Source organism: Henriciella marina (assembly GCF_027213945.1).
GTDB classification, from domain to species: domain Bacteria; phylum Pseudomonadota; class Alphaproteobacteria; order Caulobacterales; family Hyphomonadaceae; genus Henriciella; species Henriciella marina_A.
The window spans coordinates 173,369-192,136 of record NZ_JAPWGW010000003.1 but is presented as its reverse complement, the minus strand read 5'-3'; the positions used below and the strand labels follow the sequence as shown (position 1 = coordinate 192,136).

Annotated in this window: 17 protein-coding genes; 3 read left to right on the top strand and 14 right to left on the bottom strand. The window is 60.8% G+C overall.

The annotated features are described in order from the left end of the window. Positions 1-16: 16 nt before the first annotated feature. Positions 17-604 (bottom strand): DUF721 domain-containing protein, encoded by a 588-nt coding sequence (locus tag O4G74_RS10150; RefSeq protein ID WP_269402495.1) that lies wholly within the window; start codon positions 602-604, stop codon positions 17-19. On the opposite strand from O4G74_RS10150, the gene O4G74_RS10145 reads away from it, so the two are divergent. Beyond that, complete coding sequence (locus O4G74_RS10145; protein WP_269402494.1) at positions 603-1,664, top strand: A/G-specific adenine glycosylase; 1,062 nt, start codon at positions 603-605, stop codon at positions 1,662-1,664. The two genes, O4G74_RS10150 and O4G74_RS10145, sit on opposite strands and share 2 nt — an antisense overlap. Here the strand turns inward: O4G74_RS10145 and O4G74_RS10140 are convergent. From O4G74_RS10140 to O4G74_RS10115, 6 genes are all read right to left on the bottom strand, one after another. After that, positions 1,659-3,401, bottom strand: coding sequence for a cation:proton antiporter (locus O4G74_RS10140; protein ID WP_269402493.1), 1,743 nt, complete (start codon positions 3,399-3,401; stop codon positions 1,659-1,661). The genes O4G74_RS10145 and O4G74_RS10140 overlap by 6 nt on opposite strands. Before the next feature lie 77 nt (positions 3,402-3,478). Then, positions 3,479-4,561, bottom strand: a complete 1,083-nt coding sequence (locus O4G74_RS10135) for a site-specific DNA-methyltransferase (RefSeq protein ID WP_269402492.1) — start codon at positions 4,559-4,561, stop codon at positions 3,479-3,481. Between the two features lie 98 nt (positions 4,562-4,659). Next, positions 4,660-5,793, bottom strand: coding sequence for a PA0069 family radical SAM protein (locus O4G74_RS10130; protein ID WP_269402491.1), 1,134 nt, complete (start codon positions 5,791-5,793; stop codon positions 4,660-4,662). An 89-nt stretch (positions 5,794-5,882) separates the two neighbouring features. Continuing rightward, a complete protein-coding gene (locus O4G74_RS10125; protein ID WP_269402490.1) occupies positions 5,883-6,296 on the bottom strand; it encodes a BLUF domain-containing protein in 414 nt (137 codons plus the stop codon). Between the two features lie 87 nt (positions 6,297-6,383). Then, complete coding sequence (locus O4G74_RS10120) at positions 6,384-6,983, bottom strand: TIGR04282 family arsenosugar biosynthesis glycosyltransferase (protein ID WP_269402489.1); 600 nt, start codon at positions 6,981-6,983, stop codon at positions 6,384-6,386. Between the two features lie 12 nt (positions 6,984-6,995). Continuing rightward, positions 6,996-7,679, bottom strand: coding sequence for a TIGR04283 family arsenosugar biosynthesis glycosyltransferase (locus O4G74_RS10115; RefSeq protein WP_269402488.1), 684 nt, complete (start codon positions 7,677-7,679; stop codon positions 6,996-6,998). Between the two features lie 117 nt (positions 7,680-7,796). On the opposite strand from O4G74_RS10115, the gene O4G74_RS10110 reads away from it, so the two are divergent. Continuing rightward, positions 7,797-8,273, top strand: coding sequence for a hemerythrin domain-containing protein (locus O4G74_RS10110; RefSeq protein WP_269402487.1), 477 nt, complete (start codon positions 7,797-7,799; stop codon positions 8,271-8,273). A gap of 182 nt (positions 8,274-8,455) precedes the next feature. Here O4G74_RS10110 and O4G74_RS10105 read toward each other — a convergent pair whose 3' ends face one another. Both O4G74_RS10105 and O4G74_RS10100 read right to left on the bottom strand, forming a co-directional pair. Further along, positions 8,456-8,710, bottom strand: coding sequence for a hypothetical protein (locus O4G74_RS10105; RefSeq protein ID WP_269402486.1), 255 nt, complete (start codon positions 8,708-8,710; stop codon positions 8,456-8,458). Next, positions 8,707-9,501, bottom strand: a complete 795-nt coding sequence (locus O4G74_RS10100; RefSeq protein WP_269402485.1) for a uracil-DNA glycosylase — start codon at positions 9,499-9,501, stop codon at positions 8,707-8,709. Before O4G74_RS10100 ends, O4G74_RS10105 begins: the two co-directional genes overlap by 4 nt. 98 nt (positions 9,502-9,599) lie before the next feature. On the opposite strand from O4G74_RS10100, the gene O4G74_RS10095 reads away from it, so the two are divergent. Then, a complete protein-coding gene (locus O4G74_RS10095; RefSeq protein WP_269402484.1) occupies positions 9,600-11,288 on the top strand; it encodes an electron transfer flavoprotein-ubiquinone oxidoreductase in 1,689 nt (562 codons plus the stop codon). A gap of 527 nt (positions 11,289-11,815) precedes the next feature. Here O4G74_RS10095 and O4G74_RS10090 read toward each other — a convergent pair. From O4G74_RS10090 to O4G74_RS10070, 5 genes are all read right to left on the bottom strand, one after another. Beyond that, complete coding sequence (locus O4G74_RS10090; protein WP_269402483.1) at positions 11,816-12,874, bottom strand: glycosyltransferase family 4 protein; 1,059 nt, start codon at positions 12,872-12,874, stop codon at positions 11,816-11,818. Between the two features lie 9 nt (positions 12,875-12,883). After that, on the bottom strand, positions 12,884-13,744 hold the full coding sequence (locus tag O4G74_RS10085) for a 4-(cytidine 5'-diphospho)-2-C-methyl-D-erythritol kinase (RefSeq protein WP_269402482.1): 861 nt from the start codon (positions 13,742-13,744) through the stop codon (positions 12,884-12,886). Continuing rightward, a complete protein-coding gene (locus tag O4G74_RS10080; protein ID WP_269402481.1) occupies positions 13,744-15,444 on the bottom strand; it encodes a tetratricopeptide repeat protein in 1,701 nt (566 codons plus the stop codon). Before O4G74_RS10080 ends, O4G74_RS10085 begins: the two co-directional genes overlap by 1 nt. Positions 15,445-15,615: 171 nt before the next feature. Beyond that, the gene (locus O4G74_RS10075) at positions 15,616-17,577 is read right to left on the bottom strand and encodes a tetratricopeptide repeat protein (RefSeq protein WP_269402480.1); all 1,962 of its coding nucleotides are present in this window, start codon (positions 17,575-17,577) and stop codon (positions 15,616-15,618) included. Positions 17,578-17,717: 140 nt separating this feature from the next. Continuing rightward, on the bottom strand, positions 17,718-18,665 hold the full coding sequence (locus O4G74_RS10070) for a polyprenyl synthetase family protein (protein ID WP_419715393.1): 948 nt from the start codon (positions 18,663-18,665) through the stop codon (positions 17,718-17,720). Positions 18,666-18,768: the final 103 nt, after the last annotated feature.

Genomic DNA, 18,768 nt, shown 5'->3' with positions numbered 1-18,768 from the left:
TTAGGTCAACTTCCGGTCAGGCTTGATCCGGCAAATTGGGGTTCTCGTCGCTCGCTAGCACAGCTTCGCCCAGCGCCAAAACCGCGTCGCGCAATGCGCGGTCTTCGATCTTCGCGACCGACGCTTCGAGCGCAGCACGCTCCTCGGCTGTCAGCGGCCGGCGGGCGCGCACAGGCTTTGGCGCAGGCTGACGCGTAAGAGGGCCCTGCTTGATACGTATCTCGGCGATATCGCCGCCCAGCGCGACGGACACGCGCTGGCGGATAAGCTCGCTTTGATGCTGGATCATGGTCGAGGCAGCGGGAATGCACTGCACCGTGAGAACACGGCCCTTCCCCTTGCCGCCAGAGCCGACTTTCTCTGGCTCGCAAACCCTTGCGATCTGAGCGCCGACGGTTTCCGCCCAGATTAGCTTTAACCGGCCAATGGCTGGGCCCTTGTCCGGCACGCGGTCGCGGGTGATGCGCTGGCTCAGCGTGCCAATCGTTTTCGGAGCTGGGGCGACCGGTTTGGCGCGCGCATGGCGCAGCCTTATCCGGGCACGGGCTTCCTCCAGCGGGTCGAGGCTTGATCTCATCACCATGAACGTGATTGTGCCCTGCATGGCGAAACGAGAAAAGGCCGCTTTTGCGGCTGGCACGCGCTTTGACGGGCTGCCTGATGCACTTCTTGACTGGTATGGACGTCATGCGCGCACGCTGCCCTGGCGAATTGGCCCGGGTGAGCGTGGCCGCGGTGTCGTTCCAGACCCTTACCGTATCTGGCTGGCAGAGATCATGCTGCAGCAGACCACTGTGCCGCATGCAGTTGGATATTTCGAAACGTTCACGCGCACCTGGCCAACCGTTGAAGCACTGGCATCAACCGAGGACGGGGACGTCATGGCGGCTTGGGCGGGGCTTGGATACTACGCTCGCGCCCGCAACCTTCTGAAATGTGCGCGCGAAGTCGCAGCGCGGGGCAGCTGGCCGAAAACAGAGGCCGGCCTTCGAGAGCTGCCGGGCATTGGTCCTTATACGGCAGGGGCCGTCGCAGCGCTGGCCTTCAACGAGCGTTCGGCCGCAGTAGATGGTAATGTCGACCGCGTCTTCGCTCGCATCCTCGCCGCCAAGGGTGAATGGAAGGATGAAAAGCGCCGTATTGCCGACATTGTCCGCACCCTCGTCCCCGAGGATAGGCCCGGAGAGTTCGCAGAAGCGCTGATGGACCTCGGCGCGACAGTATGCACGCCCAAGCGTCCAAACTGTCTCATCTGTCCGATACGCGATTGGTGCACGGCATACACGGAAGGCGAACCAGAGCGCTATCCGGTCAAACCGGCGAAAAAAGTCAAACCCGTCAGATATGGGGAAGTCTACATTGTACGCGGCGCGTCAGGTGTCGTCGTGGAGACGCGGCCGCCGCAAGGACTGCTCGGCGGCATGCTGGGGCTTCCGACAACGGACTGGCGAGAGGATGGGGCAGCCGCCCGGCTGGAATGGATCGGAGATGCGGAGGAAATCGGTGAGGTCAAACATGTCTTCACCCATTTTGAGCTTCGCCTGAAAGTCGTCACCGTCGAGGGCCGAGATCTGGTGCCATCGGACTATGAGTTTCGGGGTGAAGAGGGTGTCGCCAGCGCGCTGCCCAGCGTGTTCAAGAAGGCTCTGAAACTTGCTTCATGAAGTCTCTTGCGTGCCCGCCCGGTAGGCTTCCTCCCGCTCAGCGGCGAGGAGATCGCGCACGGTTTCACCAGCGTATCCGAATTCTTCGAGTACCCGCCCCGACAGTTGGAGTGCAGCCTCGATCGCGTCTGGGATGACATAGGTCGCACCTGCCGCTTCAAGTTCCCGCCCATGTTCTGCATCGCGCGCCCGTACCATGATAGGGAGGGCAGGGCGCTTCTTGCGGACAGCTTCGACCATCTGGCGTGCGCTGGTCGCATTGTCGACCGTGACCACCACCATCGACGCGCCCGCCAATCCGGCAGCTTCCAGCATTTCCGGCCTGCCGGCATCCCCTATCGAGACCTGCCAGCCTTTCCGGCGGCCTTGCCGGACAAGGGCAGGGTCATTCTCTACAATCACGATGTCCGTGTTTGCTTCTGACAGGACACGCGCAATCGTGCGTCCAACGCGGCCAAACCCGGCAATGATGACGTGGCCATCCATCTTCTCGAAGCTCTGCGGCTCTGGCTCATGGGTGGGCTGTGGCGGCTTGAAACGCGTCGCGAGAACCTGTCCCAGTCGTGAGGTTGCCGGAATTAGGAGCATGGAGAGGCCTGCGATCGCGGTCACAGGTGTCGCCTGCTGGGAGGTCAGCAGGCCTGCCGCTGTCGCCGATGCCATTACAACGAAGGCGAACTCACCCGCGGGAGCCAGAAGGAAAGCCGCTTCCGTCGCAACCGGGCGGGACGCACCAAAAAGGCGCGTACTGGTCCACGCGATGACGAGCTTCAGCGCCAGCAAGGCGGCGAGGCCGCCAAGTACGACAGGTGCAAGCTCCACGATTACAGCGAGGTCGATGCTCATGCCGACCGTCATGAAAAAGATGCCGAGTAACAGACCTTTGAACGGGTCGAGGTCCACTTCTGCCTGGTGGCGGAATTCCGTCTCGCCAAGCAGCAGGCCTGCGAGAAACGCACCGAGCGCGACCGACAGCCCGGCAGACGCTGTGATCACCGCTGCGCCTATGACTGTGAACAGGGTAACCGCCATCAGGAAGTCGCGACCGCCTGCCTGCGCGGCCAGCCTGAATACGGGGCGGACAGCAAAACGGCCAATGGCCACGATAAGGATGAGCGCGATGAGGCCCTCACCAAGCGCCCGCAGGACGTCACCAGCGAGACTGCCGCCGCTCTCGGCTGACAGGAAGCTGATCAGGATCAGGATCGGCGCAACGAGAATATCCTGAAACAGAAGCACACCGAGCGCCGCCTTGCCCGTCGGCCCCGTCGCCCTGTGCTCATTCGTCAACATCTGCATCACGATCGCTGTCGACGATAGCGCGAGCGCCAGACCGATGATGGCGGCCGCCGCCGGCTCAAGCCCGATCAGCCAGAGGGCAACGCCAATTGCGATCGCGCTTGCGACCGATTGCAGGGCGCCTGCGCCAAAAACCGCATCTTTCATGCGCCAGAGCTTCTCGAAGGACAGCTCCAGCCCGATCAGGAAGAGAAGGAAGAGGATGCCAAGTTCAGCGAAGGGCTCGGCCGCTTCGGGTTCACCAACCGTGATGAACTGAACAGGCGCCCAGAGATCCTCCAGCGTGCCAAGGCCATAGGGACCAAGGACCACACCTGCGATCAGGAACCCTGCCACGGCAGGCACGCGCACCAGCCGAAGCGCCGGCACAATGATGCCGGCGGCAAACAGAAAGACGAGCATGTCCTTCAGAAAGATTTCCTGACCTTCGTGTCCCATACCTGTCTATCGACACGATCCGGGGGGCGGCGGCAAGGCAGGGTCTTCCCTTAGGCTATGACCATTGAGGGAAAAGTTTAGTTCAGGCCCATTTCCTGGCGATACCGGCGGCGGAGCAGATCGATTGGCGCAAGGTCGCCTTTTGGCGATTCGTAGTGCCAGAAGGTCCAGCCATTACAGGCGGGCTGTTTCATCACATGCGCGCCAAGCCGGTGGATCGAGCCGGACGCATCGCCCGATGACAGGCTGCCATCGACGCGGATGCGGGCATGGTGACGCTTTTTTGGCGACCAGAGACGGTCGCCGGGTTTGAGCCAGCCATTTTCCACCAGGGCACCGAACGGGACGCGGGGCAGGGCGCGTGCGCCTTTCTGGGTTTCCAGCGCCGCGCCGTCTAGCGGGGTGATCGCCGACAGGCGGGCCCTCGAGAGGCGGATGTAAGACGGGTCCTGCTCGATTCCGACAAAGTCGCGGCCAAGCATCTTCGCGGCGGCAGCCGTCGTGCCCGTGCCCGAAAACGGGTCGAGGATGACATCGCCCGGATTGGTCGTCGCCAGAATGACCCGCTTGAGCAGGGCTTCGGGTTTCTGCGTTGGGTGGGCTTTCTTGCCCTGAACGTCTTTCAGACGCTCGGACCCAGTGCAGAGAGGGATCGTCCAGTCCGACCGCATCTGCTTGTCTTCATTGAAGGCTTTCAGCGCATCGTAATTGAAGGTGACGCGCGACTTTTCGGTCTTGCCTGCCCAGATCAGCGTCTCATGCGCGTTCTGGAAACGAGTGCCCTTGAAGTTCGGCATCGGGTTGGACTTCAGCCAGATCACATCGTTCTGGATCCAGAAACCGCTATCCTGAAGGATCGCGCCGACGCGGAAGATGTTGTGATAGGAACCGATCACCCAGATTGCGCCATCATCTTTCAACACGCGGCGACATTCGGTCAGCCATTGGTGGGTGAACAGGTCATAGGCGTCGAAGCTGTCGAACTGGTCCCAGGCATCATCGACCCCGTCGACATGCGACTGGTCCGGCCGGGTAAGTCCGCCGCCAAGCTGGAGGTTGTAGGGCGGATCGGCGAAGACAAGGTCGACGGACTTGTCCGGCAGGCGTGACAGCACGTCGACACATTCGCCTTCGATGATCGTATTGCGGACCAGATCCATACTTGAATGCCCTTTTGTGCGATTCGGTGACTGGCGCGCATCCCGCAGGAATTTGGTTATTCAATCGTTACTCCAGCGCGCCCGTGCGCAGCACCCTTTCAGAAAGCGAGCCGCATCTGTCCGCTCGGCGGCTCTGGCGGGCAGAAAAGATCGGTGCGCAGGCGAGGCCGGGCTTCATCCAGACCAAGCCGGCGCGCGGCTTTCTTGAAGCGCTGGGAAATGATCTGGGCATGAACACCGCGCCCGCGTCCGCGCTCGAACCAGTTTGCATCATAGTCCTGTCCCCCGCGCATGTCCCGCAGCGTGTTGATCACTTTCGCGGCGCGATCCGGATAATGTTCGGCAAGCCATTCATGGAAGATGTCCTTCAGTTCAAACGGCAGGCGAAGCACGACATAGCCCGCACTGGAGGCCCCGTTTTCGGCGGCCGCTTCCAGAAGGTCTTCCATCTCCGGTTCATTCAGGGCGGGAATGATGGGGGCAGTCATCGCGATGATCGGGATCCCGGCTTTCGTCAGCGCGGAGATGGTCTGCAGCCGTCTATAAGGCGCGGCGGCGCGTGGCTCCATCAGGCGTGATAGTCGAGGGTCCAGCGTGGTCAGAGACACGCCAACACGGGCAAGCCCCTTCTCGGCCATGGGGGCGATCAGGTCGATATCCCGCTGGATAAGCGCAGACTTGGTCAGCAGCGTGACCGGGTGATTATGCTCTGACAGGATTTCGAGGAAAGTTCTCGTCAGCTTCAGCTGCCTCTCAACTGGCTGGTAGGCGTCCGTATTCATGCCCAGCGCAATTGGCCGGGGCACGTAGGACGGACGCGACAATTCCTTGCGCAGCAGAGCAGGGCCCTCCGGCTTGAAGAAGAGGCGGCTTTCGAAATCGAGCCCAGCAGACAGGCCGTGATAGGCATGGGTCGGGCGGGCGAAACAATAGACGCAGCCATGTTCACAGCCGCGATAGGGATTGATCGTCCGGTCGAATGATATGTCGGGCGAGCGATTATACGTGATGATCGTCCGCGCGCTTTCCCGCGTGAGCGTCGTATCGAGACGTCCGGCACTATCCTCGATCGTGCCCCAGCCATCATCGAAAGCATCGCGTGTTTCGTGCTCGAACCGGCCTGTCTGGTTAGAGATCGCGCCGCGCCCACGGTGCTCATGCCGCTCGGCGCTATGCGACACGTCCAGATTTGTGACGCGCCCTTTCGACGGGAGTTTCTGGTTCAGTCTCATGGAGAAAGAAAACCATGAGGAGTAGAACAAAACAAGAACAATATTGCCGTAAAGCCATGTTGGTCCACAGACGAATCCGCGTCGGCGACCTAGGCTCCGTGGGTGTCGAAGCTTTCAAGAATAGTGCGGAAATGGCGCGCCAGCGAAGTTGGCAGGAACAGCGCAATATCCTTGGTGACAGTCATGCCGTCGGGGGCGACACCGTGCGAAGCAGGGACGATCTGCAGCAGCATTGGCGCTTCCTCGAACTCGCGGACACTGGTTCTCTCACGGTAGATAACGACCACGTTGCGGTGACGATCATCAGAGCAGATGTCTTCGAAGACTTTCTCGACTTCTTCCTGGGGACCTTCGAGGACCTGCATGAAGTTCGTGCCGTTGAAGAGTAGAATGCCGGTTATGTTACTATCGCGGTTTCTGGTGATCGCTGCTTCAAGAATACTCTGAAGATCAACAGAGGTCAGCGTACGTGTCGCCACGCTGACATAGGCTAGTTTATACATAACGGACCCTCTTCAATAGGCCGGGACGTGAAACAATTTGGCAAGTGCCGTCGATAACATGAATCAATATAGCTGTTCATCACGCTCTTATTGACTCTGTTTGTACAGTTGCCAGTCGCGCCATGTATCTATGTCGGTCAACTGTCGCAATAGAGTGATGCGCGTGTCGTGTGGAAGATTACTCCTGACGTCTTCCATGGCGTGAGGGCTCGACCACCGTACATTTCTGAACAGATCTGGCGTTCGCAAGTCGTAGGATACGCCGAACAGCCAGAAGCCGCCGTCCGATGCCGGGCCAAACACAGCCGCGTTCCGGCCAAGATTTCTGGAAGCTTGAAGTATCATGCCTTTGCGCAGTCCCGGTGCGTCGGTGCCGATGAACATGACAGCGCCCCGGGGGGCATCGGCCATGGCATTCGCGAGACGGTCTCCGAGGGACCGGCCCTTCTGGACACGGCGCTCCAGTCTTTGCGGCCAGAGACCTCCAAGCGATGCTGAGGCGAGGGAAGGCGGGTCAACCATGAGCCGCGTATGCCAGGCCGGGTGTTCGCTTTGTCGGATCGTATGCGCCGTCAGGCGGCGGGACATGCGGCGGGCCTCTCTCCGGCCAATATCTGCGGCCAGCCGGGTCTTGGACGCCCCAATCCGCGGCGCCTTTGTAAAGATGAGGAGGGTCGGTCTGGTCATTCGGGACAGGGCTCAGCGATAGGCGGCGGCCAGCTTTTCCGGGCTGGCGCCAAGCAGATAACGTGTGATCAGCCAGGCATTCTTCCAGCTTCGCTTGCGCCAGCCATCGCGCTCATACTTGGCGGCAGATGTTCGGGCCTCTGCCGAAAGCATGCTGAGGCGACGTCTGCCAATTGCGCGGACCAGTGCGACGTCCTCCATCAAGGGCATGTCCTTATAGCCGCCCGTCTCTTCATATAGGCTACGAGGCACCAGCAGGGCCTGGTCGCCATATGGCAGGCCGAGAAGCTTTGCGCGACGGTTCGCCCGCGCTGCGACATGCTTTGCCATCGGATGATCTGATCGGAAGGCGAGGGTGAAAAACGCAGCCTTGCCCGGAGCGTTTGCCATATGATCGCGCACGCGCTCCACCCAGTCGCGTGTCAGCGACGTATCGGCGTGAAGAAATAGAAGCCACTCACCCCGCGCTGCTTTCGCGCCGGTCGCCAGCTGTTTGCCTCGTCCTCGCTCGCTCTGAATAATTGAGGCGCCGGCCGCGTCGGCGATGTCCGCCGTCGCATCGCGCGAGCCTCCGTCGCTCAGCAACACTTCCCTGATCAGTCCGGCTTCGGCGCCAGGCATCAGGCTCGCCAGGCACTGGGGCAAATCCTCGGCGGCATGAAGAGTTGGGATAATAATGGAAAGGGGCGCGGGCATATGAGCAGATCTCGGCAAGGTCGAAAATGTCGCGCACGCGGGCGCCATGATTGGCGGAACGGCTTTCGTGACCCGGCGTTTAAGCAGTGTTCGAAACACGAAGGAAGAGGACCATCCATGTCCACGATCTACGAGACACTGAAACAAGACCACGACAAGCACCGCGAGATGCTCGACCTCATCGCCAGCACGAGCGGCGATAACGAAATGCGCCGCGACGTCTGGGACAAGTTCTATCACGATGTCAGCGCGCACGCCGCAGCTGAAGAAGAAACATTCTATTCCAAGCTCATCGCTACGGAAGACGGCCAGCCTGAAGGTCGCCACTCGGTCGCCGAGCACAAGGAACTCGACGATCTGATGGAAGAATTGAACGACAACGACATGTCCTCACCGGGCTGGCTGGTGAAATTCAAGCAGCTCAAAGAGCGCTATGAGCATCACATGGACGAAGAGGAAAACGACGTTTTTCCGGTCGCCAAAGAAACTGTCGGCAAGGACGGGAACGAAAAACTCGGATCGGCGTTTGAAAAGCGTAAGGAAGCTGAGTTCGAGCTTGTCGAGGAAAAAGCCGAAGACAAACTCGAAGAGTAGATTGAACAGACTGGACACCTAAGGAAGCTGGACCGCACATCCGGTGGACGTCCATCAAAAAGAGGCTGAAGCGTCCCCTCCCCCTCGCGCTTCACCCTCTCAAAAAGCCCCGGAGCGCATCCCCTCCCCTCCCTCGCGCTCCGGGGTTTTTTAATGCGTGGAGGAAATCTGAGATAAGCGGTTCAGAACCACCAGGCTAGTTCTCCTACCCAGGTGAAAATTCGCCTTATGCCAGCCCTGACGATGCGCAGCTGAGCCGCCAAAGCCCCGATAGCGAGCCCAGCAATGATGGCGGCTAATATTGCGATGAGGGGTGGCAGGCCAAATGCAATCATCGCAAAGTTCGCGGCCAATCCGCAGAGGCCGCCGATAATCGCGAATGTCAGAAACGCATGGCTCGCTTCATCCATCTCGCTACGCGGTTCTTGTGACTTCAAGAAAGCCCCTCCAGCCGTTCCTGAATCTGCAACAGGTCTCGCCAGGCGCGGCTCTTTTCTTCTGGCCGGCGGAGCAGGAAGGCTGGGTGGAAAATCGGGAAGAGGGGGCCTGAATAGCCGCCCGGCGTCTCGAAAGTCTGTTCGGTGCCGCGCAGCTTCATGATGCCGATCGAGGCATTGAGAAGCGACTTTGCAGAAACGCCGCCAGCCGAGATGATGAGTTTTGGCTGACCAAGCTCCACCATACGGTCGACGAAGGGGCGGCAGAGCGCCAGTTCATCATCGGTCGGGTTCCGGTTGCCGGGCGGGCGCCAGTAATTGACGTTGGTGATGAATGTGTTCGTCGCGCGCGACAGGCCAATCGCTGCCAGCATCCTGTCCAAGAGCTGACCTGCCCGCCCCACGAAAGGCAGGCCCTGCTTGTCCTCTTCAGCGCCAGGGCCTTCGCCGATCACCATGACCGGCGCGCCTTCGACCCCATCGAAACAGGCTGCATTGCGCGCAGCTTCCTTCAGGAGGCAGCCGTCAAACCCTTCAATGGCGGCTTTCAATTCCGCAAAGCTGGACGCGGCCTTTGCGAGGTTCCGGGCTTCCTCGACCCAGTCGTCATGGCCTTTCTCTTTCGGAATACGGCGCAAGGCGCGTGCCTGCGCGGGGGGCTGTCCGGCTTCAGGTCTCTCGCGCGCAGCCTTGGTCAGGGCGCGGATCTCTGCCTCATCGGCCTCCACCCCCATCTCCGCCCACCAGGCGCGCAGCGCCTCAAGCGCCTGAATTTGTTCCGTATGAGACATTGAGACCCTTTGGAATTCTGGCAAATCGACTGTAGACCGGACTGCGAACATGTACAAAGCGGGCTATCACACGTGGCCTCAGCCGGGAGAGACAAGATATGACCGAAGCGGTGGAACGCGAATCGATGGAATTCGACCTGGTAATCGTTGGTGGCGGGCCTGCAGGCCTGTCCGCTGCGATCCGGGCGAAACAGCTTGCCAATGAAGCTGGCGAAGAGCTTGAAGTCGTCGTGCTGGAAAAGGGCGGCGAGATCGGCGCACATATCCTTTCCGGCGTCGTGCTCGATCCAAAGGCCCTTGATGAGCTGATCCCTGACTGGCGCGATCGCGATAACAAGCCGATCTATACCCAAGTCACCGCCGACAAGTACAAGCTGCTCGGCCCGAAAGGCTCCATGGGTATGCCGACCTTCGGCTTCCCGCCCTTCATGCACAATCATGGCTGTTTCACCGGCTCGCTCGCGAACGTCACCCGCTGGCTCGGTGAGGAAGCCGAGAATCTCGGCGTTCAGGTCTTCCCGGGCTTTGCTGCGTCCGACGTCGTCTACGGCGAGAACGGCGAAGTCAAAGGCGTCGTCGCCGGCGTCATGGGCATTGCGGCCGATGGCAGCCACAAGGGTGACTATGAGCCTGGCATGGAACTGCTTGGCAAATACGTCCTCTTCGCTGAAGGCGCCCGCGGTTCGCTGACCAAACAGGTCAAGGCCAAGTATGACCTCGAAGCCGATTGTGACCCGCAGAAATACGGCATCGGCCTGAAAGAAGTCTGGTCGGTCCCGGCAGACCACCCTGAATTCAGCGCAGGCTATGTCCAGCACACCTTTGGCTGGCCGGTCCAGGACAAGGACGGCAATGGCGGCGGCTTCCTCTACCACTTCTCTGAAGGTGGCGAGAACTATGTCTCCGTCGGCTATGTGGTCCACCTGAACTACAAGAACCCGTGGCTGTCTCCGTATCAGGAGTTCCAGCGCTACAAGCACCACCAGGACATCAGCAAGTTCCTCGAAGGCGGCAAGCGCGTTGCTTACGGCGCACGCGCGATTACATCTGGCGGTGTCCAGTCTGTGCCAAAACTCGCCTTCCCGGGTGGGGCACTGATCGGCTGTTCGGCTGGTTTCGTGAACCTGCCGCGCATCAAGGGCTCTCACAACGCAATGAAGACCGGCATGCTTGCAGCTGAAGCAGCCGTCGAGGCCGTACGCGAAGGTCGCCAGAGCGATACGCTTGAAACCTATGAGACCGCCTACAAGGATAGCTGGGTCTACAAGGATCTCTCGCAGGTCCGCAATTCCAAGCCGCTGATCAGTCGCTATGGCACGCTGGCGGGTGCTGTTCTGGCCATGCCGGACATGTGGCTGCGCTACCTCTTCGGCTTTGGCTATCTGCCAACGCTCAGCCACAAGAAGGCTGACCATGAGTATCTGAAGCCAGCGGACCAGTGCCGCAAGATCGAATACCCGAAACCGGACGGCAAGCTCAGCTTCGACAAGCTGACGAACGTGTCCTTCACCAACACCAATCATGCTGAAGATCAGCCGGTGCACCTGATCGTGAAGGATATGGAGCTGCAGAAGCGTTCAGAGCATGACGTGTTCGCTGGCCCATCCGAGCGTTACTGTCCGGCTGGCGTCTATGAATGGGTTGAGGAAGAGGGCAAGGAGCCACGCTTCCAGATCAACGCGCAGAACTGCATTCACTGCAAGACGTGCGATATCAAGGACCCGAACCAGAACATCAACTGGGTGACGCCTGAGGGCGGCGGCGGACCAGCCTATCCGAATATGTAGGTTCGCTTCCTGAACAGGAGCGCGATGTGCAGAGCTTTGAATTCAAACCCGCCCTCCTGAGAGGGCGGGACAACTGGACTGTCGATAGCGGCATGCTGACCTGCAATGGTGAGCTCTATCTGAGCTTCGCCAATGTCACCGGCCTACAGTTTGGTGAGCTCAGCGTGCGGCAGACGCACAGCGCCTGGCTGGATGTTGAGACCAGCAATAGTCAGCACCGTATCAGCTGTAACGCCCCGCGCGGTGACAGCCATAGCGAGGCGTTTCTTGCTCTATGCTCTGCGATCGTGGGTGAAGTTGCCGAGGTCAAGCCAGACGTCACGATGAAGGTTGGCGTCGGGGGCGGTTCCCGCTGGAGCCTGTTCCTGCTGGGCCTCGCCATGATTGTGGCGGGCATAGCTGGCATGGCGCTCTCTCAGGAAGCGCGGCGCGGCATGGAGCTGTTTGCGCTCGCGGCCGGTGGCGGCTTTGTTATGTTCGGCATGTTAATGGCATTCACCTGGCGGCCCGGCGCGGGTATCCGCCGGTTAAACCTGGACGAGGCGCGTGCCCATCTGGCCGCAAGATCGCTGAACCGTGACCCAGCCGACGGTGAGCGGAATGGCGAGACAAATGAAGAGGGCAAAGGGCAGGGCGCCGCCGCCAGCAGCCCCGATTGAAGCGCCAGCCGCGCAAGCCGAAGCAAGACCCCACCAGAGAATGGCAACTTCCCAGGCGCTCCAGCCTGTCTTGATGAGGGCCTGATAGGCGTGGTCGCGGTGCGCCGTGAACAGACTCTCGCCGCGCTTGGCCCGCAAGACGAGTGTCATCAGCGTATCGATCAGGATGGGAAGGGCGAGCGTCGCGATTGTCCAGACCGACAGGCCTGAAATGATGGCGAGCGTTGCAAACAGTGCGCTGACTCCGAAAGCGCCGATGTCACCCGCATAGATCTGCCCGCGCATATTGATGATGAGGAAGCCTGCACTGGCCGCGATAATCGCGATCAGGCCGGGCGGAAAGCGGCCCGCCTCGCCCAGCAACAGTGATGCACCAAGTCCGGCAAACATGAAGGCGAGGACACCAATCGCGAGGCCGTTGCTACCATCCATGAAGTTGGCAGCATTGGTGAAGACAAGCAGCCAGAGCGCAGAGCCCGCAATCATCAGGGCAGGCGTCGTCAGATCGCCGAACGGGCTGTCGAGCGCTGGCACGGCGACGCCGAGCAGCGGTGCACCGATGCAGACAGCAAGCAATAGAACAAGTTTGAGCACGGCATTGAGGTCGCTGACATCATCGGCTGCGCCGATCGCCGCGAAGCCGAGACTTGCCGCCAGCGCCACGGCCACGGCACCAACACCACCAGGCAGAAAGTCGTTGCCGAGCCAGACCGGGTTCACAGCGTGGAGGATACCCGCAAGAAGAATCACGGCGAAGAAACCGGCCAGAATGCCTGCGCCGCCAAGACGCGGCACGGGCGCTGTCTGAAACTTGCGCTGGCCATCCGGCATGTCGAGCACACGCCATTTCCGGCTGAGCTGGCACACGTAATAAGAGACAAGTCCCGCCAGAAGGCAGATGGCCGGATAGAGAATCAGCTCAGGCATTCGCCGATCCTAGCCGCCTTTGAGAAGTGTGGGAGCCACCCACCAGTGCGGATATAGCGATTTCAGCGTGCCTGCGGCAGCGACAAGGTCGCCGCGGCTCTCAAAAAGGCCAAAACAACTCGCTCCCGACCCTGACATGCGGCTCAGGGCGCAACCCGGCAGGCCCCTGATGGCGTCCAGTACGCCTTCAATTTCAGGCACCAGCCGGATGGCGGGCGCCTCAAGGTCATTTCGGCTATGCGTGCGCAGCCAGGCAATCATTTCCGGCGGGCGCTCAAAGGCTGGCAGATCCAGTGGTGAGAGACCGGGGTTTCCGCTCTGCTCGTCAAAGGTCTGGAAGACAGGGCCCGTTGGGCAGGGGATGTTTGGATTGACGAGCAGCGTCGGCAGATCAGGCAGACCGTTCAGCCGTCTTACTGTTTCACCTTCACCCTGCATCCGGCAGGCCTGCGAGACATAGGCGGCAGGCACATCGCCGCCGAGGCTCGCTGCCAGCGTCCAGGCGATCTGGTCTGTTATCGTGCCCAGCTTCACCAGTTGGCGCAGCATGGCACCGGCATCAGCCGACCCGCCGCCAAGCCCGCCCGCGACAGGAATGTTCTTGTATAGCGTGATGGCAAGCGGCGGCACGCGAAGCCCGCGGATCGCGCAAGCCGATAGAGCTTTGAGGACGAGGTTCTCGCTGGTCGCGAGCTCAGGCGCGGCGAAGGGGCCATCTAACTGGAGGCTCAGGCTAGTCGCCTGCCGGGCCTCGACCCGGTCAGACGCTTCGGGGCCTGCAAACATGACGAGGCTATCCAGCGGATGCCGACCATTTTCCTTAACGGCTCCGACATGGAGCAGGAGGTTTATCTTGGCCGGAGCCAGCATCAGTTATCCCGGCTGGCCGCCTGTGTTTCAGGGCCGGTCAGCATCTTGCGTTCGATCTTCCGGATTTCCTGTTCGTCGTCGTTGAGAAGCGTGAGCGCCTTTTCCCATTGGAAGCGGGCTTCGGTGCGACGTCCCGTCATCCAGTAGGCATCGCCAAGGTGGTCGACGATTTCGGCGAGGTCGGGTTCGATCTCGGCGGCGAGTTCAAGATAATAGACAGCCTGATCGAAGTCGCCGAGCTTGTAATATCCCCAGCCCAGACTGTCCGTGATCGCCCCGCTATTGGGACGCAGCGACAGCGCCTGTCGGATGAGGTCCATGCCACGCTCCAGATGGAGGCCGCGATCGACCCAGCTATAGCCGAGGTGGTTCAGGACTTCCGGTGAGGACGGGTTCAGCGCCTTTGCCGTCAGGAAATCTGTTTCGGCATCCGGCCAGTTGCCAAGCCGCTCATTCAGCGTGCCGCGCGCATAGTAGAGCCGCCAGTCCCCGACGCCTTGTGCCTCGTCACCGGAGATAACTTCGGTGAATGCAGTGAGCGCTTCTTCGTCTGCCTCCAGCGAGGTCAGAAGGTCGGCGATCTGGATCTTGAGGTCGCGTTCGGGATCTTCCGACAGCGTTTCCATGGCGAGCGACAATGCCTCGTCATCCATACCGGTGCGATGCAGCGCCCATGCAAGCTGGCCAATTGCCGTCACATGATAGGGCGAGGCGTCCGGGATGGCGCGCAGCATGTCGATGGCGTCGCCGCTACGGCCCGAACGGTCCAGCGCGTCGGCAAAGAGGGCGCGCGCTGCGTGCAGCTGCGGATCGAGTTCCAGTGCGATGGAATAGTAGACGCCCGGCAAGTCATCAGTGGACTGCGCCGCAAGCGCAGCAGCCGGCACATAGATCGAGAGCGCCGCGCCTTCAGCGGCGGTCAGCCGCTTGACGGGGAGCTGTTCACCGGCGGCGATCCGGTTCAGCGTATCCTCAATGGCGGGGCTGTAGCCGACCTGTTCGAGATACACTGAAAGGACGTTGATCGCGTGGGCCTCTTCGCCGCGACTCGCTAGCAGGCGCGCATAGCTTTCAGCCGCGGCCGCGGTAAGTGCGAGATTGCCTTCGAGAAAACCGAGCGTCTCGAGCGCTTGTTCGTCCTGACTGGCCGCGATTTCCATCAGGGCCAGCGAATTCAGCATGATGTCGCGCAGGTAAGGGTCTTCGCCAGCGGCATCGAGAAGGGTGAGCTCAGCCGGTCCAAGATCGCCTTTTCCGAACAGCGACCAGGCTTCGAGCGAGCCAAGGACGAGTGCGTAGAAAGGTCCAGACCGCTCCCGGCCCGTCAGGGCGGGGACAGCGTCATAGTTACCAGACCTAATGGCATGCGCCGCAAGCGTCAGGCGTGGAAGGCTCGACTGGCTCAGCACCGTTTCGTCTGCACTCTTGGCAACTGAGAGGGCAAGATCGAAATCATTGGCGAGCAGAGCGGAGAAGACTGCGCGCTCTGAGATCGATGTGTCGCCCGGAATGGAAAGCGCAACACCGGCATATCTTTGCGCCGCCTGCTGCGGATCGTTCGTGAGCGAGGCATAACGGGCAATCAGGAAATCGCTGAACTCATTCGTCGAGGCGAGGGCCTTCGGCTTGGCTAATTTCTCCTTGGTTTCCGTCTCGGAGCTCTGGAACCGTTCAGAAAGGGCGAGACCATAATCGGGCATGGATGAGCAGCCCGCCAAAAACACGGAGGCGGCGGTCAATACAGCTGAAAGATGGCGCTTCTTGATCATGATCCTACGGAATAACCGAACCCGGTTTTTACCTTACCCGGCATGACCGGACTTTCCTAGGAAAACCGGGTCACATTACCGTCATGCAATGTGGACAAGTGATCAGATGTCTTGGCGGTTCACTTCCTGGTCGTCGCCGAGTGAGATATCAGGCAGGGGCTGCTTTTCTGGCGGCGCGCCTTCAAGGCCGTTTTCCAACTTCTCGACAAGGTTCTGCCGGGTTTCCTCGCGTGGATAGTCGGTCAGTGCCCTTTCCCATGCCGCGCGCGCCTCGTCCTCGCGGTCCAGATGCCAGTAGATGTCGCCGAGATGGTCTTCGATTTCCCAATGGATATTGGGCTCAAGCAGACGGCGGGCCTGTTCGATATAGCGGGCCGCGCCCTCAAGGTCGCCAAGCCGGTAGCGGGCCCAGCCATAGCTGTCGGCGATATACGGGTCATTTGGCGCAAGCGCATTGGCGCGGGCGAGCACCCGGAAGGCTTCTGAATACTGTTCGGTATTCTCGATCAGGAAATAGCCGAGCGTGTTGAGCATATAAGGGTCGTTCGGTCGGCGGAGCGCTTCGGCCCGGATGAGCTGCAGCGCCTCGTTCACCTCGCCAGCGTCCGCCATCGCATTGGCAAGCGCCATGCGCCGCTCATGCGTGTCGTCCAGTTCGCGGGCGGCACGGGCATGGAAGAGGGCGCGTTCAAAGTTGCCGAACTGGGAATAGATGGTGGCGCTGGTCGAGTGGGCGCTCGCTTTTTCAGCATCTGTCTGGGCAAGGTCCGGCGTCGTTTCGGCCAATTCGCTCGCGCTCTCCTGCTCGCCAAGCAGGGCGTAGATCAGCATCGCGCTCGATGTCGTGCTGAGCTCTTCGTCTTCATCAGCAAGCTCAAGTGCGCGGCCCAAGGCGGCGCGCGCTTCGCCCGCTTGCTCCATGCGCACGTGAGATTGTGCCTTGGCGAGTTGCAGAGAGGCGGTTTCTTCCGGCGCGACCTCAGCGACGTGGAGTGCGGCTTCGAACAGTGTCTCGTCATAGAGATCTGCGATGACGGCGAGACGCAGGTCTTCATTATCGGGATCAATGAGCAGCGCCAGCTGATCAAAAGCCGCCTTTGTATCGTCGAAACCGGATGCCTGCTGGCCTGCAAAAGCTGACCGGATCATCCGCTGATAGGCGAGGGCCAGCGAATAGTCCGCCATGGTGCGCGCGAAGGCTGTGTTCGCATCAAGGGGGTCATTGTCGAGGCCGCGGCCCGTCTCGATCTGTTCAATCGCTGCCGCATAAGTAGTGGCGCGTTCTGGTTCGGCTTCGGCGAGGCGCTGGTAGAGTTCCACCGCTTCTTCCACGCGGCCGAGACGGCGCAGGAGGAGGGCCTGACGCGAGATGACGAGGCGCACATGGCTGAACAGGATCGACTGCGGATCGAACTGGTGCTCTGGCGCTTTGATCTCTGACGGGGTGATGGCGGAATAGACGGCGAGGGCTTCTTCCTCACGGCCCGCCGCTTCCAGCATGGCGGCGAGAGACAGGTCACCTGTCAGGCCGGGGAGCCTTGATCCGACCTCAAGTTCAGCATCAATCGCGGCGTCAAAATCGCCTTCAAGCGCGAAGTACCAGGCTTTCAGGAAGCCGCCGAGCAAGGTCAGCTCTGTACTTTCCGCCGCTATATCCGCCAGTTCCTTGGCGCGGTCATAATCACCCGCTGCGGCAGCATCGATGGAGCTTATGGCAGAGGCGAACGGGACGTTGTCGTCGTTTCGCTCGATGCTGAGTTTCATGGCCGCAACGAAGGCGGCCATGTCGCCTGCCTTGACCGCTTCGCCGGGAGAGGCATAGGCGAGCGGCCCGACGGGGGCGTTGTCGGGGCCGCGGACGGCGGTGGCGAGGGCGGCGTCAGAAAGCTCGAAATCATTCGCCGTTTCCGGGCTAATGCCCAGAATTTCATACTTTTTCGCGTTGACGGCCGCCTGGTCAGCGTCAGAGATCTCGTAGGTCTGTGCCGGCTCTGTTTCGACTGCGGCGCAGGATGCAAGCGCCAGTACGGAGAGGGCGGCGGCTGAGGTCTGAGTGAACTTCATGCGGCAATCCTTTCGGGATTATCGGCCTTCAAGCTAGAACTGGTTTGCTGGCTGACCACGGTGTTTTGACGGTGCAGTGACGGTGTATGGACGGTGTTTCTGCCGGTGTCGCAGAATGCCGGTATGACCCACGCCTGTCTTCAGCTGACGCGCCGGATACAGAAGTCGGCAAGCTCACCGAGAAGGGCGCGCCATGGCGTGTCCGGCAGGGTCGACAGCGCGGACTTTGCAAGACCGACATAGGCTTCGGCTTCGGCAATCGTCGCTTCGGCTGCGCCGGTCGTGCGGATGAGATGGATCGCGCGGGCAAGATCGCCTTCTTCCTGCTTGTCGAGGTCGAGCGCGCGGGCCCAGAAGGCCTGGTCTTCGGCGCGGCCGCGTCGGCGGGCGATGATGACGGGCAGGGTAATTTTGCCCTCCCGGAAATCGTCGCCAACCACTTTGCCGATGACAGAGGTCGTGCCGCCATAGTCGAGAACATCGTCGACAATCTGGAAGGCGAGGCCGAGATTCTTGCCATAGCTTGCGAGGGCTGCGGCGTGGTCAGCGCCGCCACCGGAAATCGCGCCCGCGCGGGCGGCTGCTTCGAACAAGGCAGCGGTCTTGGCTTCGATGATGGCGAGATAGTCTTCGGTTGGAAGGTCCGGCTTTCCTTGCGCGGCGAGCTGGCGAACTTCGCCCTCTGCAATCACAGACGAGGCGTTCGAGAGGATATCGAGAATTTCGAGCGAGCCGGTTTCCACCATCAGCGTGAAGGCACGCGCGAACAGGAAGTCGCCAACGAGGATGGAAGCAGAATTACCCCAGATCGACTTGGCGGCAGGCTTGCCGCGGCGAAGGTCGCTCTCATCGATCACATCATCGTGCAGCAGGGTCGCGGTGTGAATAAACTCAACCGCAGCCGCCAGCGAATGGGTCGATGGATTGGCCGTGCCGACAGCCTGCGCAGCGGCGAGCGTAATCATCGGGCGCAGGCGTTTGCCGCCCGCCGACACGATATGCTCTGACATGGCAGGGATAATATCGACGGGGCTTGCAGCCTTGGCGTTGAGCAGGGTCTCGACCGCGGCGAGGTCTTTTTCGAGCATGCCGCTCAGACGTTCGACGACGGATGACCGGCTGGAAGTTTCGCGCGCTGTCGCTGGTGTAGACACAAAGATTTCCTGCTAAGCTCAATTGACTAGGTCATAT

Coding starts and splice junctions, on each gene's coding strand:
- O4G74_RS10145 (WP_269402494.1), top strand. CDS start 603: ATGGCGAAACGAGAAAAGGCCGCTTTTGCGGCTGGCACGCGCTTTGAC.
- O4G74_RS10150 (WP_269402495.1), bottom strand. CDS start 604: ATGCAGGGCACAATCACGTTCATGGTGATGAGATCAAGCCTCGACCCG.
- O4G74_RS10140 (WP_269402493.1), bottom strand. CDS start 3,401: ATGGGACACGAAGGTCAGGAAATCTTTCTGAAGGACATGCTCGTCTTT.
- O4G74_RS10135 (WP_269402492.1), bottom strand. CDS start 4,561: ATGGATCTGGTCCGCAATACGATCATCGAAGGCGAATGTGTCGACGTG.
- O4G74_RS10130 (WP_269402491.1), bottom strand. CDS start 5,793: ATGAGACTGAACCAGAAACTCCCGTCGAAAGGGCGCGTCACAAATCTG.
- O4G74_RS10125 (WP_269402490.1), bottom strand. CDS start 6,296: ATGTATAAACTAGCCTATGTCAGCGTGGCGACACGTACGCTGACCTCT.
- O4G74_RS10120 (WP_269402489.1), bottom strand. CDS start 6,983: ATGACCAGACCGACCCTCCTCATCTTTACAAAGGCGCCGCGGATTGGG.
- O4G74_RS10115 (WP_269402488.1), bottom strand. CDS start 7,679: ATGCCCGCGCCCCTTTCCATTATTATCCCAACTCTTCATGCCGCCGAG.
- O4G74_RS10110 (WP_269402487.1), top strand. CDS start 7,797: ATGTCCACGATCTACGAGACACTGAAACAAGACCACGACAAGCACCGC.
- O4G74_RS10100 (WP_269402485.1), bottom strand. CDS start 9,501: ATGTCTCATACGGAACAAATTCAGGCGCTTGAGGCGCTGCGCGCCTGG.
- O4G74_RS10095 (WP_269402484.1), top strand. CDS start 9,600: ATGACCGAAGCGGTGGAACGCGAATCGATGGAATTCGACCTGGTAATC.
- O4G74_RS10090 (WP_269402483.1), bottom strand. CDS start 12,874: ATGCCTGAGCTGATTCTCTATCCGGCCATCTGCCTTCTGGCGGGACTT.
- O4G74_RS10085 (WP_269402482.1), bottom strand. CDS start 13,744: ATGCTGGCTCCGGCCAAGATAAACCTCCTGCTCCATGTCGGAGCCGTT.
- O4G74_RS10080 (WP_269402481.1), bottom strand. CDS start 15,444: ATGCCCGATTATGGTCTCGCCCTTTCTGAACGGTTCCAGAGCTCCGAG.
- O4G74_RS10075 (WP_269402480.1), bottom strand. CDS start 17,577: ATGAAGTTCACTCAGACCTCAGCCGCCGCCCTCTCCGTACTGGCGCTT.
- O4G74_RS10070 (WP_419715393.1), bottom strand. CDS start 18,665: ATGCTCGAAAAAGACCTCGCCGCGGTCGAGACCCTGCTCAACGCCAAG.